The organism is Streptomyces ferrugineus (assembly GCF_015160855.1).
Classification (GTDB): Bacteria; Actinomycetota; Actinomycetes; order Streptomycetales; family Streptomycetaceae; genus Streptomyces; species Streptomyces ferrugineus.
On sequence record NZ_CP063373.1, the window covers coordinates 9,054,409 to 9,071,145 of the forward strand.

At 69.6% G+C, this 16,737-nt stretch carries 7 protein-coding genes; 2 read left to right on the top strand and 5 right to left on the bottom strand.

Going from position 1 to position 16,737, the window contains the following annotated elements; genetic code table 11:
* Positions 1 to 19 precede the first annotated feature (19 nt).
* Positions 20 to 826: a class II aldolase/adducin family protein gene (locus IM697_RS40170; RefSeq protein WP_194041838.1), complete on the bottom strand. Its 807-nt coding sequence runs from the start codon at positions 824 to 826 to the stop codon at positions 20 to 22.
* A gap of 152 nt (positions 827 to 978) precedes the next feature.
* On the opposite strand from IM697_RS40170, the gene IM697_RS40175 reads away from it, so the two are divergent.
* Positions 979 to 1,452 (top strand): pyridoxamine 5'-phosphate oxidase family protein, encoded by a 474-nt coding sequence (locus IM697_RS40175; protein ID WP_194041840.1) that lies wholly within the window; start codon positions 979 to 981, stop codon positions 1,450 to 1,452.
* Between the two features lie 21 nt (positions 1,453 to 1,473).
* Here IM697_RS40175 and guaA read toward each other — a convergent pair whose 3' ends face one another.
* Complete coding sequence (gene guaA, locus IM697_RS40180; protein WP_194041842.1) at positions 1,474 to 3,051, bottom strand: glutamine-hydrolyzing GMP synthase; 1,578 nt, start codon at positions 3,049 to 3,051, stop codon at positions 1,474 to 1,476.
* 332 nt (positions 3,052 to 3,383) lie between these two features.
* On the opposite strand from guaA, the gene IM697_RS40185 reads away from it, so the two are divergent.
* Entirely contained in the window at positions 3,384 to 3,671 is a 288-nt protein-coding gene (locus IM697_RS40185; RefSeq protein ID WP_194041844.1) for a chorismate mutase, read from the top strand.
* Positions 3,672 to 4,206: 535 nt separating this feature from the next.
* On the opposite strand, the gene IM697_RS40190 is transcribed toward IM697_RS40185, so the two are convergent.
* The 3 genes from IM697_RS40190 to IM697_RS40200 all read right to left on the bottom strand — a co-directional run bounded on the left by IM697_RS40190 (position 4,207) and on the right by IM697_RS40200 (position 16,578).
* A complete protein-coding gene (locus tag IM697_RS40190) occupies positions 4,207 to 5,388 on the bottom strand; it encodes a hypothetical protein (RefSeq protein WP_194041846.1) in 1,182 nt (393 codons plus the stop codon).
* 92 nt (positions 5,389 to 5,480) lie between these two features.
* Entirely contained in the window at positions 5,481 to 6,035 is a 555-nt protein-coding gene (locus IM697_RS40195; protein WP_194041848.1) for an SMI1/KNR4 family protein, read from the bottom strand.
* Positions 5,983 to 16,578, bottom strand: coding sequence for a LamG-like jellyroll fold domain-containing protein (locus IM697_RS40200; RefSeq protein WP_228044363.1), 10,596 nt, complete (start codon positions 16,576 to 16,578; stop codon positions 5,983 to 5,985). The genes IM697_RS40195 and IM697_RS40200 overlap by 53 nt, the downstream gene beginning before the upstream one ends.
* Between the last annotated feature and the right edge of the window lie 159 nt (positions 16,579 to 16,737).

A 16,737-nucleotide genomic window follows, 5' to 3' on the forward strand; every position in this document is an offset into this window, starting at 1 on the left:
CCCGCAGAACCCCGTCGGGTCAGCTCAGCAGATCCGGCTCACTGCGGCTGACGTCCTGCCACAACGGCTGATAGTTGATCCACGCCACCAGATCCCCGCCCAACTGCTCCCGCGTGGCCACCGCCTGCCGATGCTCGATCAGCACCGGACGCCCCGCCGCCCGGGCGGTGAGCTGCACCTGGCAGGACCGTTCCATCGACAGGAACCACCAGGCCGCCGCGTCCACCGAGTCGCCGACCGTCAGCAGCCCGTGGTTGCGCAGCACGAGCGCCTTGTGGGAGCCGAGCGCGTCCGCGATCCGGCGGCCCTCCACAGCGTCGACGACGACGCCCGAGTAGGCGTCGTAGAGCGCGTGGTCCTCGTAGAAGGCGCAGCTCTCCTGGGTGATCGGATCCAGCAGTTCCCCGAGCGCCGCGAGGGCGCGCCCGTGCACCGAGTGGCAGTGGGCGACCGCGACGACGTCCGGGCGGGCGGCGTGGACCTGGGAGTGCACGGTGAACGCCGCCTGGTTGACGTGGTAGCGGCCGTCGATCACCTGCCCCTCGGAGTTGGCGAGGACCAGATCGCTGACGGTGACGTGCTTGAACGGCATCCCGAACGGGTTGACCCAGAAGCAGTCGCTGAACTCCGGATCGCGCGCGGTGATGTGCCCCGAGACCCCGTCCTCGAACCCGAGCCGCCCGAAGATCCGCAGCGCGCCCGCGAGCCGCTCCTTGCGATGCCGGCGTTCGTCCTCGACCGACTCGTGCATCGGCGGCATCGCGAACCGCAGCTGGTCGGTCGGCAGCGGCGAGGGCGGAGTGGGCCCGAGGGGCGTCCCGTGCATGTGTCCTCCAGCACTGGGTTGCTTACGGGGCGGAAGTTACCGCCGGTCAGTGCAGGAGAACAGAGATGTTCTGTAAAGATCCCGCTCGCACGGCCGTCTCGGGGAGCGCAATCCAGACAGCGGATGTCGGGTATCGGCGCCACACTCCCCGTATGACAGCGAACTGGGCAGCCTTCTCCGCCGCCGAACCCGATCTGGCCCGCACCACCGAGGAACGCTTCGGCGCCTTCACCCACCACACCCTCGCCACCCTCCGCAAGGACGGCTCCCCCCGCACCACCGGCCTGGAGGTCCGCTTCCTGAACGGCGAGCTCTGGCTCGGCATGATGCCGGACTCCCTCAAGGCCCTCGACCTGCGCCGCGACCCACGCTTCGCGCTCCAGGCGAACCCCGGCGAGGGGCAGTCCATGGGCGGCGGTGACGTACGGATCTCCGGCCGGGCGATCGAGGTGGAGGACCCGGAGCAGAAGGCCGCATACGGCGAAGAGGTGGAACCGCCGGAGCCGTTCCACCTCTTCCGCACCGAGCTCACGGAGGTCGTGCGGACCTACGTCGAGGACGACAAGTACCTCGTCGTCCAGGTCTGGAAGCCCGGCGAGCCCCTGCGCACGATCAAGCGCACCTAGGGCCCGTGAAGCCCACGGGGCTCACTCCCACTCGATCGTCCCCGGCGGCTTCGACGTCACGTCGAGAACCACGCGGTTCACGTCCCGCACCTCGTTGGTGATCCGCGTCGAGATCCTCGCCAGGACGTCGTACGGCAGTCGCGACCAGTCGGCGGTCATGGCGTCCTCGCTCGACACCGGGCGCAGGACGATCGGGTGACCGTACGTCCGTCCGTCGCCCTGCACGCCCACGCTGCGGACGTCCGCGAGCAGGACCACCGGGCACTGCCAGATGTCCCGGTCGAGGCCGGCCGCGGTCAGCTCCTCGCGGGCGATGGCGTCGGCCTCGCGGAGCAGGTCGAGCCGCTCCTTCGTCACCTCGCCGACGATCCGGATGCCCAGGCCCGGGCCCGGGAACGGCTGGCGCTGGACGATCTCGTCCGGCAGGCCGAGCTCCTGGCCGACCATTCGGACCTCGTCCTTGAACAGCTTGCGCAGCGGCTCGATCAGCTTGAACTCGAGGTCTTCCGGCAGGCCGCCGACGTTGTGGTGGGACTTGATGTTGGCGGTGCCGGTGCCGCCACCGGACTCGACCACGTCGGGGTACAGGGTGCCCTGGACGAGGAACTCCACCGCCGGGCCCTGGTCCGCGATGATCTCGGCCTGGGCCTGCTCGAAGACCCGGATGAACTCACGGCCGATGATCTTCCGCTTCTCCTCGGGGTCCGAGACACCCTTCAGAGCGGTCAGGAACCGCTCCTCCGCGTCCACGACCTTCAGCTGAACACCGGTCGCGGCCACGAAGTCCTTCTCGACCTGCTCGGTCTCGCCCTTGCGCATCAGTCCGTGGTCGACGTACACGCAGGTCAGCTGGGAGCCGATGGCCTTCTGCACCAGCGCCGCCGCCACGGCGGAGTCGACGCCGCCGGACAGGCCGCAGATGGCGCGCCGGTCGCCGACCTGCTCACGGATCGCGGCGACCTGCTCCTCGATGACGTTGCCGGTGGTCCAGTCCGGCTTCAGGCCCGCGCCCCGGTACAGGAAGTGCTCCAGCACCTGCTGGCCGTGCGTGGAGTGCATGACCTCGGGGTGGTACTGGACGCCGTAGAGCTTCTGCTCGTCGTTCTCGAAGGCGGCGACCGGGACGACGTCCGTGGAGGCCGTCACCGTGAAGCCCTCGGGGGCGGCGGAGCAGGCGTCGCCGTGCGACATCCACACGTGCTGCTCGGCCGGGGTGCCCTCGAAGAGGGTGGAGGACGACTTCGAGACGTGCAGATCGGTGCGGCCGTACTCGCGGGCGCCGGTGTTGTCGACCGTGCCGCCCAGGCTCTGCGCCATGAGCTGGAAGCCGTAGCACATGCCGAAGACGGGGACGCCGGCCTCGAACAGCGCGCGGTCGATGCGGGGGGCGCCCTCCTCGTACACGGACGAGGGGCCGCCGGAGAGGACGATCGCCGCCGGGTTCTTGGCGAGCATCTCCTGGACCGGCATGGTGCTCGGCACGATCTCGCTGTAGACCCGGGCCTCGCGGACGCGACGGGCGATGAGCTGGGCGTACTGCGCGCCGAAGTCGACGACCAGGACGGTGTCGGGGGCGGCGGCGGGGTTCGCTGATGACACGGGTTGCCTTCCGGCGGTGAGCGAGGTGTGTGTGGGGCCGAGTCTACCGGGATCCGCGGGGCCCTCTCCGGGCCGAGCCCCGTCTCAGCCCTGTCTCAGGATGCGAACCGGCTTGGAAGCCTCCGCGAGGCCCTGCATACTGGCCCCATGCTCACGCACCCGACCTTCCTCTTTACCTATGGCACCCGGCCCGCCGGCTGCCATGGTCGTGCTGCTTGAGCAACTGACAAGCGACTTCCCAGGCGCCCCGGGCCGACAAGGTCCGGGGCGTCTGACGTTTCCGGGTCCTGTCGCTCCGGGGCATCGCGCCCATCCGACGAGGAGCCCCCGAGATGACCACCACAGCAGCAGAGCAGACCGGCGCCCACACCCCCGAGGCGGCCGATGTGATCACCGGCGCCCGAGAGCGCATCGACGCGCTGGACGACCGGATCATCGGTCTGATCCAGGAACGCATGGCCGTGTCGGCCGTGATCCAGGAGGCGCGGATCTCCTCCGGCGGCCGGCGCGTGAACCTCTCCCGGGAGATGGATGTCCTCGGCCACTACCGGGACGCGCTGGGCAAGCCGGGCACGTCCCTGGCCATGACGCTGCTCGAACTGTGCCGGGGTCGCATCTGAGTTCGGTGCCCGTCTCACCCGTACGGAGCGTGACGCCTCCTGCACCGCTTCGTTGGAACCGGTGTCCGTGCCAGCCAGGGGCGGGCCCGAAAGAACCACGCGTGGCTCGCTGGAGCGATGAGGCGGACGGATCACACCGTGCGCCGTGGGACCTCGCTCCGGAAGAGTGACCGGACGGCAGGGGACAGCAGCCCGGTCACCCAGAGAACGGTCGGCTCCGGGGACGCCCGGGGCCGACCGGCGGAAAGGGCGAGAAGGAGTACAAGGCCGGTCCGAAAGGTTGCGAAGGCCGGGTCCTTCCAGCACGATGCGTAGCAAAGCCCGAGTCCCACCGCCCCAGTCCCGCGATGTCTCCGGCCCGGCCGTGCCTCGCCGCACTGCCAGAGGTCGAGACCACCGATGGACCATGAAAAGCGGCGCAACCCCCCGGCGCCGCTTCCCCAGGCACCGACGCTGCCCTGACGTCGGTGCTGACGATAGAAGGGCCCCGCGGCTCCGCCCTGCGGGGCCCTTCTCATGCCGGTCGCCCCACGCGTCAGGTGCGGGAGACGGTGCCGCATCCCTCCGCGCGGTCCGCGTCGAGGTCCTTGCTGCGGTCGTACGGGTCCGTCGTCGGGCCGGTGGGGGGTGCGCCGGTGGGTGCCGACGAGTCGAACTGCGGATGCAGATAGCCGTCGTACACGTCGCAGGCCGAGTTGCCGATCTCCTGGTCGTAGCGCACTACGGCGACCTTCCCCGGAGTGACCTGGTACTTCGCCGGGTCGGAGAGCTCGACGTCGACGACCCGGCGGACGATGGTGCGGGCCACCTCGGTCGAGCCCTCGCGGACGAGTGGATAGACGAAGGTGTAGTCGGCGTGCACGACGACGGAGGCGTGCTCACCCGCCTTGAACGTCATGCGCCCGCGCGTCTTGACGACGTCGCCGGCGAGCCGCACCTCGTCGGGGTCGAAGCGGGAGAACATCAACAGCGGGTCGTGGTCCTTGTCCGGCTTGCGCAGCGAGCGGGTCAGCAGGTCGAGCAGTTCCGTCTGGCGGGGCTCGATGACGCCGAGGGCGGTCTCCGGGCGCTCGCCGCGGAGCGTGGCCGGGTCGAGGTTGGCGTCGACCAGGAGCTTTCTGGTCTGCCGCAGCGCCTGCTCCACCTGCGCCTTGGACAGGGTCCCGACCGGGGTGGCCTTCGGCAGTGCGATGCCGGCCTCGCCGTCGGCCCAGCGCTCGGCCGGCGAGCCGGCGAACGGCCGGGCCACGGTGGGGACTGCGGGATCGGCGGCTCCGGGCGCGGCCGTCGGGGCGGCGGTCTCCTGCGGGAGCGGCGACGCGGCTGGGCCCTCCGGGGACGAGGTGGTGGTGCTGGTGGTGCCGAACGGGTCGCCGGGTATCAGCGAGGGCCGTATCGCCACGACGGCGACGGCCACGGCGAGCGGTACTCCGACGATCGCCCACCGCCGCCGGCGCCGGGCGGCCCGCCCGTCCATCTCCTGCCAGGCGGGCCCGGTACGCCACCCCGGGGGCAACTCGCCCCGCGCGTCCTGCTGCCGGAGCCGCTCGGTGACCATGCGGGCACGGGCGGAGGGTTCCTTCGGCGCCGGAGCACCCGCACCCCGCTCGCTGTCCTGGACGAACTTCTCCCACTCGGCGTCGGATATGGACGACGAGGACGGCTCCGCTCCCTCGTCGGATCCTGGTCTGGGACCTTCTGACGGTCTGTCGGTCATGGCTCTGTGCGCCTTCTCTCGAATCCCTGCAAGGCAGCTGAGCGTACGTCAGCCACATCAGCCCTCGGACACGGTTTCGGATTCCCAGCCCGTCACTCCTCCACCACACCCACAGGTTCGAACGTCGGCTCTCCTTCGATCACTGGAATATCAAGCTCCCCCTGAAGCGCCTTCCACAGGAAGTCCGTGAACGACATTCGCAGCTGAATCCATTGCCCCATATCGAGCACCACAGACCAGCCTCCTCCGTCGATTTCCGGGGGAGCCAGCAGGACATGATTTCCCGAGGTCGACCGAGCAATTGGAACACATCCCCCCGGTGCGGGGTGAACAGGATAGGGGTACATCTCTGGCGCATTCCGCGCCAAATCCGAGTACGCGTAGGAAGCCTGGTCCCACAGCGACTCAAGACGAAGTCCCTCGTCTCCGCCTGCTGCTCTCGGATGAAACACATAGAGCTGATCGTTCACGCACCCCGGACCGTAAGCTGTGACGAACTGCTTGTAGTCCTCCGGGAGGATTACACCGGACCGCATCTCGAGCGCCCGCCAGTCACGTTCCACATCACCATTGACCAGCGGCCGGCCCAGAATTTCACGGAACCGAGAGATTTCCACCAGATGACCTTTCAGAGCAGGAGTAACCACCGGACGGCCGATTGTAGACGGTGCAGTTCAGGCGATATCCGCCATCCCCCACCACACGCATCCGTATCTCGGTTGGGATCGCCGGGTCAGTACCGTTATACACAGGGAGTACACCAAGCGCCACGTGCTGCCCCGATTTCACCGCGCGCGTGACGTCATCCTCCAGCGATCGCATGTGCGGAGAGTTCGCCGGAGTCTGGTAACCAGCCACAAAGTTGCGCAGTGTGTCATTGGCGCCGCCCATCTGATTGCCAATCAAATGCAGTGCGGCACGGTTTCCGACCGGCAGACGGTCGTAGCCCGCAGGCTTCCATTTCGGGTCCAGCCGCCAAGGCCGCAGATCGTAGGAGTCGATGTGGGCGACAGCTCCCGTGGCGCGGCAGTCATCAGGTCCGGGACCGAACCGGGTCATCGGGGCGTAGTAGAACGACGGGTCCGTGGACGGGAAGTCCCGGGAGCACTTGTCGCGTGTGCGTCGGGCGTTCGGGTTGGCTCCCGACTGTCCGTAGCCGAGGTCCGGATCGATGTCCTCGTCTGGGAACAGGTCCTGGAGGGCGTCAAGACTCCTACGGTCCTCAGGGGTGTACGTCTCCTCGTCGTCGGCGAGGCCAAGCATCTTGAGAGCGCCGACGACCAGGCCTACGGCATCACCGAGCTTCCACTTGCCGTTGTTCGGGTCCCAGTCCGGCTTGGGGTCCGGACGGGTGGGCGCCGGGTTGGGGCGCGAACCGTTGTTGGGATTCTGGTCGATCGGCGGGCGCACCGGGCGCACGATGGTCCTCACTAGGTTGCCCACAGCGGCTGACACCCCGGGGTCCGAAGGCCCGCTGGGGCCACCCTTACCGGGTCCCTTGGCGGCAGCCGCCGCCTGGGCAGCGGCCTGGGCGGCGATGACGTCGGCCAGATCGCCCCCGTACGAATAGGACAGCGTGCTGGAGCCGGCGTCGCTGTAGGTGCCGGTCGTCGTACCCGAGTCGGCGTTCCACCATTCCCACGCGCCGTAGCCGACACCGACACCGGCAATCCCGATGGCCGTGCTGTATCCCAGAGCCTCCGCCCCAATCACCAGACCGCCGATAACGATGGGCACGAAGTGCCCGGTCGGGTCGGTGGCGTTGAGCGGGGTGGCGTTGCCGTAGGTGTAGCGGTTGGCCTGTACCGACGGGCTCGGGGCGAGCTGCCAGGTGTCGCGTGAGGCGAAGGCGCCGGTGCCGGGCTGGTACCAGCGGGCGGCCATGTTGACGTCCCCGTTGTCCGGGTCGGTCCAGCCGGACTGGTAGCCGAGGGCCGGGGTGCTGCCGGCGGTGGCGGTGGCGGTGCCGAAGGGGTCGTAGGCAGTGGATCCGGTGACCTGCATACCGTCAATGGACAGGCCCGCGACCAGGTCCGTGTGCTGGTCGGTGACGGACCACTGGGTGTTGGTGCCGTCGGTGCTGGCCAGCAGGGAGCCGTACGGGGTGCGGCTGTAGTCGGTGGTGCCGTCGCCGAGGAGGTTGTTGGAGCCGCCGTCGTACCGGAACGCTGTGGTGCCGTGCCTGGCGACGCGGTCCAGGGAGTCGTACGTGTAGGTCGACGCACCGTCGGTCACCTTGCGTTCGAAGGCGTCGAAGGTGAGGGAGCGGGAGTCCGACCCGGTTTCGACCGCCGCGAGCGTGCCGCGCGCTGTGTAGGTGTACGTCGATGTGCCGTCGGTCAGCAGGCGGTTGCGCTCGTCGTACGTCGCCGCGGCCGAACCGGCCTTCACACGGTTGCCGGCCGCATCCCACGCGTACGAGGTGGTCGTGCCGTCGTGAGTCCAGTAGGCGAGGCGGCCGGCCTGGTCGTAGCCGTAGACATGTTCGCCCGCGCCTGCCGTGCCGCTGGTCTGCTTCCAGGTCAGGCGGTCGTCGAGGTCGTAGGCGTAGGTGGTGGACGCGATCTCGGTCGCCTCGTCCGGGGTGGTGATGATGTCGTCGGTGAGGCGGCCCAGGCTGTCGTAGCCGTAGGAGCGGCGCGCCGACTCCACCCACTCGCTCGAGCCGTCCGGCTGGATGGCGTACTGCTCCATGACCGGGCGACCGGCGGCGTCGAAGTCGTACCAGATGTCCGCGCCGGTCATCTCGTTCCACACCCACTCCGGGCGGCCCGCGGAGTCGTAACCGTAGGAGGTGGTGTACTTCCCGTCCGTCCGCTCGGTCATGTGGCCGTCGGCGTCGTAGGTGTAGTCCACCGTGCCGCCGGGGCCGGACGCGGTCAGCAGCTGGCCGCGGTCGTTGTAGGTGTAGGTGTTCGGCGTGAGCGGGTCGTCGGTGCCGGCGGAGGTCATGCGGCCCGCCAGGTCGTAGGACAGCGTGCGGTCTGCGGTGGTCGCCTCCGCGCCGGTGCCCGTCTCGTGGGTCAGGCGGCCGAGGCCGTCGTAGGTGCGCTCGCGCTTGACTCCGCCAGGAAGCAGTTCCGTGACGGCCTGGCCTGACTTGTCGTAGATCGTGGTCCAGGTGCGGTCGGCCGCGTTCGGGTGGGCGGTCGTGGACGGTTCGATCGTCGACTCGGGCAGGCCCCAGCTGTTGAAGGTGTAGACGGTCTTGTTGCCGCGTCCGTCGGTCAGCCGGGTGCGGTTGCCCGCCGCGTCGTAGCCGAAGGTGGTGGTGATGGACTCGGTGGCAAAGACCGGCTCCACTTGCTTCTCCATGCGGCCCAGGGCGTCGTATGCGTACGTCGTGCGGGCCTGCGTCTCCGGAGAGATCACTGCCGTGCGGTTGCCGTCCGCGTCGAACTCGGCGATGAGTGTGCGCAGCGCCGTCGTGCCCGTGCCGTAGTCGGTCGATGCCTTGACGTTGCCTAGGGCGTCGTACGTGGTCGTCGTACGGCGGTTCGTGGCGTCCGTCGTCTCTGTCCGGCGGCCGAGGCCGTCATAGTCGAACCTGGTGGTTCCGGCCGGGTCCGTCACGGACTTGGCCTCGCCGACCGGGTTGTACGCGACGGTCGTGGTGATGCCGCCCGGCGTCTTCGACGCGGTCTGGTTGCCCGCGTCGTCCCAGGTGTAGCGGGTGGTCAGGTTCTGCAGGGTCGGGTGGCGCTCGATGGTGGTCGCGGTGAGCCGTCGGCCCAGTTCGTCGTAGGTCGCCTCGGTGCGGGCGCCCGTCGGATCGGTGGCCGAGAGCTGATGGCCCGTCGGCGTCCAGGTATAGCGGGTGACTCCGCCGCCTTCCGCGCCCGCGGAGTTGAGCAGGTCGGGGTCGCTGTTCTCGGCCGCTGCCAGGGCGGCGGCCGCGTCGGCCACCGGGTCCGTCTTGCTGGTGAGCTGTCCGAACTGGTCGTAGCCGAAGCGCGTGACGCGGCCCAGCGGGTCGGTGACCGTGAGGGGGAGGCCCAGCGCGGTGTACGTGGTGCGGGTCGTCGCCGTCAGCGGGGCGGCGGCGCCCGGCGGGGTGTAGTCGGGGCGGGTCACGGCCGTGGTGCGGCCGAGGCGGTCGGTCTCGGTGCGGGTGACCTCGCCGCGGGCGTCCTTGGTCTCGGTGGCCTCGCCGAAGGTGTTGTAGCCGGAGAAGGTGGCCGGCTCGATCGTCGTCGCCGCGGCGCCGTTCTCCTCGGCCTGCACCGATGGCGCGGTCTGCTGCACGAGACGGCCCAGGGCGTCGTAGCGGTACGTCGTGGTGTGCGCGGCCGCGTCCGCGCCGGGGACGTTGCCGCGCGGGCTGACCGAGGTCAGGGGCAGGCCGCGGTCGTCGAAGGTGGCCGTGGTGGTGTGGGTGCTGGTGCCGTCGGTGACGGTCCGCCTGGTGACGTTGCCGGCGCTGTCGTAGTCCGAGGACGTGGTGAGCTTCTTCGTCCCGGAGATGGTCCGCGTCTGCTCCTTCACGCGGTCGTCGCCGTCGTAGGCGTAGGTGGTGGTGCGGTTCAGGCCGGCCGGGTCGAGGACGGTGGCCGTGGTGCGGCCGAGCGCGTCGACCGCGAACGTCCGCGTGGTCCTGCCGCCGCCGGTGACCTGCTTGGTCAGGTGACCTGCCGGGTCGTAGGTGTTGGCCTCCAGGACGATGTCGTGCTTCGTGCCGTCCGCCTGGGTGACCTGCTTGGCGGTGGTGGTGGCCGGCAGTCCGTCGTCGAAGTAGGTGTACGCGGTCGTCGCGCCCATCGCGTCGGTGGTCGAGGCCAGCCGGCCGGCCGGGTCGTAGGCGTTGGAGACGACCGTCAGGTCGCGGACCGTGCCGGACGGGTCGCCCGTCCAGTCGTCCAGGACCGTCGTGGCGTGCCGGCCCCGGGGCGTGTAGGTGTACGTGACGTGCGTACCGGCCGGGTCCGTCATGGCGCTGACGCGGCCCAGCTCGTCGTGTTCGAACAGGGTGGTGTTCTGCTCGGCGTCGGTGACGCTGTCGTTCAGGCCGTGCGCGTTGTAGTGGTACGTCGTGGTGCGGGCGGTGTCGCCTCCGGTGGTGTCCGCCGTCGTCTCGGACAGCAGGTTGCCGTCCTCGTCGTAGGCACGGGTGATCTTCGCGGTGTGGGTGGTGCCGGTGATCTCGTTGCGCACGCCCGCGCCGGTCTCGGTGACCACGTGGGAGGCCGTGTCGTAGGCGTAGGTGGTGGTCACGCCGTTCGGGAAGGTGTCGGAGACCTGGGTCTCGCTCGCCTTGCGGCCCAGCCCGTCGTACGTGTACTTCGTGACCAGGCCGGACGGGGACGTCACCTCGGCGAGGTCGCCGTTGGCGTAGTAGCGGTACGACGTCTTCGCGCCGGTCGGCGTGGTCTGCGTCGCCACCAGGGCGGGCGGGGTGGTGCCGCCGCCGACCGCGGCCTCGGTGCCCGCGGTGTACGCGGTGGCGGCGGTGCTGTTGTCCGGGCGGACCGCGGTGAGGGGGAGGCCCAGGGTGTTGTACGTGTACGCGGTGCGGTAGCGGTCGTCCCGGTAGTCGGTCGAGCGCTGGTCGCGGTGGGTCAGCGGCTTGTCGTTGCGGGGGTCGAGAGGGTCGCTCGCGTTGAGGTGGTAGCTGTTGAAGCTCGTCCAGCAGGAGTCGGCGTCCCGGCAGGTCGTCGTCGACACGACGTTGCCGCGTGCGTCGTGGCCGGTCACCGTGGCGTGGCCGTTGGGGTCGGTGACCGTGTGCAGGTTGCCGGCCGTGTCGTAGGCGTACGTCGTGACCGCGCCGGTCTCGTCGGTGCGGGACAGCACGCGCCGGCCGTGGAGCGCGTCGTAGCTCGCCTTGCTCGTCTTCTGCTTCGGGTCGGTCACCGTGATGGTGGTGGACAGACCCGATGTCGCGCTTTCGGCCTGCGCCCGGTAGTGGGCGGAGACCTGGTCGGCGGTCAGGGGCTTGCGGTAGAGGGCGACCTCGTCGATGTCGCCGGTGAAGTAGTAGGTGTCCGCGGGCAGGCCCATCCAGCCGGAGCTGCCGTAGCCGCCGCCGATGTAGGCGTAGGTGCGTGACTGGTCGACGATGGCGCCGTCCAGCGAGCCGACCTTGACGCCGTCCAGGTAGAGGGACTGCGTGGTGCCGTCGGCGGAGAGCACGACGTGATGCCACTCGTTGTCCGTCACGGCCTGCGGCGACACGATGGGGGTCGCCCCGCTGACACCCGAGAGGTAGAACTCGCCGCGCAGCCTGCCCGATCCGTCGATGTTCAGCACCGGACGCCACGAGGTCGGGGTCTGGCCGAGGGGGGCGTTCTGGAAGCCGAGCAGGACGGCCGATGCCGTGGAGGTGCGGAACCACATCTCGGCCGTGAGCTGGTTGCCGCCGGCGGGGAGGGAGCCGGGTACGGCGATGTGTCCGCCGCTGCTGAGGTGGACCGCCCGGTTGTCGCCGAGGCCGAACACACCGGTCCGGGCGAGTCCGGAGTACTGGACGTCGGGTCCGTCCGGGACGAAGGTGCCCGCCGTCTCCGAGCCGCCGACCTCGCTGGCGAGGGACGTGCCGTCGCCTTCTCCGAGTCTCCAGTACGCGGCGGGCGCGTCCGCGACGGTGACGCCCCGGTACTGGTCGCCGGTGCCCTGGATCAGGTCCTTGCGTGCCTGGACGCGACGCTCGGGTGTGTTCCGGTAGAACCGCAGGTACACCCAGAACTCGCCGCCGGTGATGATGTACTTCCGGAACGTCACCAACTCCTTGTCGTAGAAGGCGACTTCGTCGATCTGTCCGGTGAAGTTGCGATAGCCGGCGGCCTGGCCGTCCCACAGCGGCGAGGAGTAGCCGCCGCCGATGAACACCCGGGAGAAGCGCGTGGTGCCCACGCCGGTCTGCGTGCTGCCCTGGAGGTCACCGTCCACGAACAGTGCCTGAATGCCTTCGTTGCCCGTCAGCATCACGTGGTGCCACTTGTTGTCGGTGACGGCCTGGTCGGACACGAGCGCGTTCGCGTCTCCCGAGAAGCGTCCGCGTACCTTGCCGTCGGAGTCGATCAGCAGCATGGGCCGCCAACTGGTCGGCGTGTCGCCGAACTCGGCGTCCTGGTTGGCCACCAGCACGCCCGACTCGGTGGTCTTGAACCACAGCTCCACGGACATCGCCGTCGCGCTGCCCAGCGAATCGGCCGGCACCTCGACCGCCCCGTCACCGGCGAAGCTCGCCGCGGTGTCGTCGCCGTCGGCGAAGATGCCCGCACCGCCCAGGCGCACACCGTCCAGGTACTCACCGCTCAGGCTCTCCCCCAGCGGGCTCGCGGCGACGGCGCCGCTGCGCTCGCCCATCCGCCAGTATCCGGTCGGGGTGCTGCGCTGGACCGTGTCCGCGTACGAGGACGACGCGTTCGAGTACGAGGGCGACGACACCTTCCAGGCACCGCCGTTGTCATCGGTGTGCTGGGTCAGACGACCGCTCGCCGGATCGTACGCGGCCATCGCGTGCACCCGCCCGGACGGCAGGGTGACCTTGGTCATCTGCCCGATCGCGGCCCGCGCCGCATAGTGATCGGCGACCGTCGCGGCGTCCAACGGGTGGTCGTAGACAGCGACTTCGTCCATCTGGCCCTTGAAGCGGTACTCGCCGCTCGCCAGCCCCATCCAGCCGGAGCTTCCGTAACCGGCACCGAGGTAGGCGTGGTCACGGGACTGCTCGGTGATGGCGCCGGTCAGCGAACCGACCTTGGCACCGTCGAGGTACAGGGTCTGCGCGGTCGCACCCCCGGACAGCACCACGTGATGCCACCGGCCGTCCGTCACGGCTTGCGACGACACGATCGGCGTCGCCCCGGACGCGCCCGACAGATAGAACTCGCCGCGCAGCTTGCCCGCGCCGTCGATGTTCAGGACAGGACGCCACGAGGTCGGCTTGTCGCCCAACTCGGTGTTCTGGAAGCCCACGAGAACACCGGAGGGCGTGCTGGTCTTGAACCACAGCTCGATCGCCGGGAAGGCCGCGGCCTTCAGCGTGTCGGCGGGCAGCTCGATCACGGAGTCGACGCCGTCGAAGGTGACCGAGGTGTCCGTCGTCCCCGCGACCGCGGAGTCGGTGCCGCCGAGCTGGACGTCCCGGTAGACGGCCTCGTTCAGGCCCGTGCGCGAGACGGCCTCGCTGACCGCCGCGGCTCCCTCGCTCTCGCCCAGCCGCCAGTACGACGTCGGGGCCGCGTCGAGCACGCTGCTGCGGTAGACCGAGCCGTCGCCGTACTCGTAGACCGTGCACTTGGTCGTCGACGAGGGCGGGCACACCTTGGTGAGCCGGTCGCCGGTATAGGTGTACGCCCATGTCAGCCCCGGCGTACCGGAGGCGACCGCGCTCGTGGTCACCGAGGCGACATGGCCGCCCGACCAGGTGAACGTCAGCGAGCGCCCCGACAGGCCGTCGGTCACCTTCTTGACCGGGCCGCCGTCCTCCGACTCGTGTGTGACCGACTGGGTGCGGCCGGCCGCGTCCTTGATCTGGGCGAGGACTCCGCTGGGCATGAAGGAGTACGTCGTGCCCGAACGTTCCCGCAGAGTCCAGCCCTCCCCCGCCTGCTGGACGAGCGTGAGAGAACCGCCCGGCGGACCGGTGTACGTGCCGTCCGCGTTCCGCCCGAAGCGGACCTGTGAGCCGTCAGCCAGCGTCACCAGGACCGTCGACGTGCCCGGTTCCTCCCGCACCCGCATGTCCCAGCGCGTCGACCAGCCGGTGCCGAACGCCCCGTCGGCACGTGGGTCGAGGGAGTTGTAGGTGCGGGTGACGGCCAGCTCGGGGCCGACGGTGCTGATCGCCGCGTCGGTCGCGGCGGTGACGTAGTTGCCCGCGCGCGTTCCGATCTCCTTGCCCTCGTCCGCGCCGCCGAGGTGACTGGTGACGGTCGGCTGCGGCACCTGCGTGGTCAACAGGGCGGGACCGGGGCGGGCCGAGGTCGCGGCGCCGTCATAGACGTACGCGTACCAGGCGTACGGCTTCCCCCACGACAGCCAGCCGGAGGGCACCGCCCACTGCTGCTCGCTACTGCGGGTGCCCTTCCTGCAGTTCTTGCGCAGGTTGCTGCCCTCGACCTCGCAGACCTCGAAGGTGTACTCCAGCGTCGACTTCGGGTACCGGTCGGCGTCCGCGCCCTTCGCCCACAGGGTCGGGGTCAGCGAGTCGGCGGTGATCCCGCTGCCCGGTGACTCGGCGGTGAGCTGCGGCGGGATGTTCACGGAGGCGATCTTCACGGCGGGGCCGGGCACTCCGGCGCTCGTGAATCGGCTGACGCCGACGTCGTCCATCGTCCACTGCACGGTGTACGTGGCGGGCGTCAGCGGCGCGATCTTCGCGTCCAGTGTCACGCTCTCGCCGGGCGACACCGCCTCCGGCATCGACGTCCAGCGGATCTTCGCGCTGTCGGTGATCTCCTTGCCGGAGGAGTCGAACAGGTTGTAGCGCAGCTTGTAGTTGCCGCCGGCGGGCCAGGTCTCCTGGCCGCGGTTGGTGACGGTGACCTTCTCCACGCCCTCGGTGGTGGCGGTCACGGGCGCGGTGAAGTCGCCGAGCTTGTAGGTGGCGCCGTACTTGGTCCAGGTGATGTCCAGGCTGGGCTTGCCGTTCGGGTAGTCGTCGGAGCCGAACTGCTTCCAGCCCTTGGAGTCGGTGGTGGAGGCCTTGACCGCGAGGCCGTAGTTCTTCTTGCGGCCGTGGGTCCAGTCGTCGACCAGCTTGCGGCCGGCGGAGCCGAGCTTGATGCTCTCCCAGGCCGGTCCGCACGACCAGTTCGTCGTGCCCTCCGGGCGCCACCCGTGCGCGAAGCTCTTCGACGCCAGGGAGGAACCGGTCGCCGGGCCCGGGTACTTGGTGGTCGTGGACTCCGACCAGCTCGACGTGACGGGGTGCACGGTCACGGGGCGCGCGGTGCACGACTGCGACCAGGTGTTGTAGAGGGCCAGGTTGGCGCCGAGCACCCAGGCGTTCTTCAGCGTGGTCTCCACGCCGCTGAACCGCAGGAAGGCCGCGGCCTTGTGGCTGCCGCCGTCGTAGGTGCCGACCTTCAGCACCGTGTCCGAGGCGAAGTTCTGGTTGTACGGGTACTCGACGTAGGTTCCGGAGGTGGAGTCGAAGGACTTGACCGAGGGGTCGACCCGCACGGGGTACACGCGCTCGGGCGCGGCGAGCCACTCCTTGTCGAGCTCGACGACCAGGATCTGACGGCCGTTCTCCTCGGCCAGGCTGTAGGTGACCCCGGACGAGATCGCGCCCTCGTTGGAGTCGGGGGCGAGGTGGGAGTCCTGCATCCAGCCGGCCGGCGTCCAGGCGCGCACCGTGTCATCGGCGTCGGTGAACGCGATGCCGCCGTGGTCGTCGAGGCGGGCGGTCAGGCCCTCCAGGTCCAGCGGGAAGCGCCATTCGGTGGGCGCGGAGGCGTCGTTGAGGACCAGGGTCTCCTTCACGGAGTCGCTGCCCGCGAGGAACTCCAGGTCGGAGTGCGGGCGTACGTCCGGGTAGGTGACCTTGCTGCCGTCGGCCCGCCCGCCGGAGGCGCTCGCCCCTTCGACGCCGTACCCGATCGACAGTCCCTCGCCGACCTGCATACGCACCACGGACGGGGCGTCCGCCGACCCTGCGAACGCGATGGGCGACCGTGTGGAGCGGGTCTGCCAGCCGTCGTCGCCCGCGTTCATCGTGCTCGGGCCCGGCTCGTCCGACGGGATGAGGGAGGTGTCGATCGTCTTCCAGCTGCCGTCCTTGGCGCGGAAGTTGACCGGCTCGGTGTAGAAGCGGGTGGTGTAGGTGCCGTCCGGGTTCCGGTACGTGCGCCGCCGTTCCTCGCGCTGTCCGGTGATCTCCTTGCTGCGCTTGGCGTCGAAGCCCTCGGGCGTGGTCGCGTCGGGGGCCTTCGTCGGGCTCACCGGCCCCGGCTTCGGTGTCCTCGCGGCGCTGGGGAGCCTGGTGACGCCGGCCGTCACGTCGGCGGGGAGTTCGCCGCGACCGGTGAGCGGTCCGTCGTGACCGCCCTTCGCGGAGGCGTCGGTCGCGTCGGTGGACGCGGTGTGGCGGCGGCCGGCCGCCGAACCCCATGGCTGATCAGGCGCGTCTGCGGCGGAGGAACCGCCTGTCGACGGGCCGACAGCCAGTGCGGCCTGCTCGGTTCCGGCTATGACGGCCAGAACGAAGGCGACAGCGACAACAAGCGGACGTGCCGAGCGCACGGTTCCCCCCACCTCAGGTGAACAAGTGGGGGATTTCCTAAAACGATCGATCTAAGTCGCACAGGGTCTCCACAGAGGTAGACATCCCCGATGTGGTGACCGTCACATGACAAGAGTGGCTAAATCAGGATCATCAGTTATGTGACGCAGGCCACATAA

Excerpts from the sequence above, each read along its gene's own strand:
- IM697_RS40170 (WP_194041838.1), bottom strand. The coding sequence starts at position 826 with ATGCACGGGACGCCCCTCGGGCCCACTCCGCCCTCGCCGCTGCCGACC.
- IM697_RS40175 (WP_194041840.1), top strand. The coding sequence starts at position 979 with ATGACAGCGAACTGGGCAGCCTTCTCCGCCGCCGAACCCGATCTGGCC.
- IM697_RS40185 (WP_194041844.1), top strand. The coding sequence starts at position 3,384 with ATGACCACCACAGCAGCAGAGCAGACCGGCGCCCACACCCCCGAGGCG.
- IM697_RS40190 (WP_194041846.1), bottom strand. The coding sequence starts at position 5,388 with ATGACCGACAGACCGTCAGAAGGTCCCAGACCAGGATCCGACGAGGGA.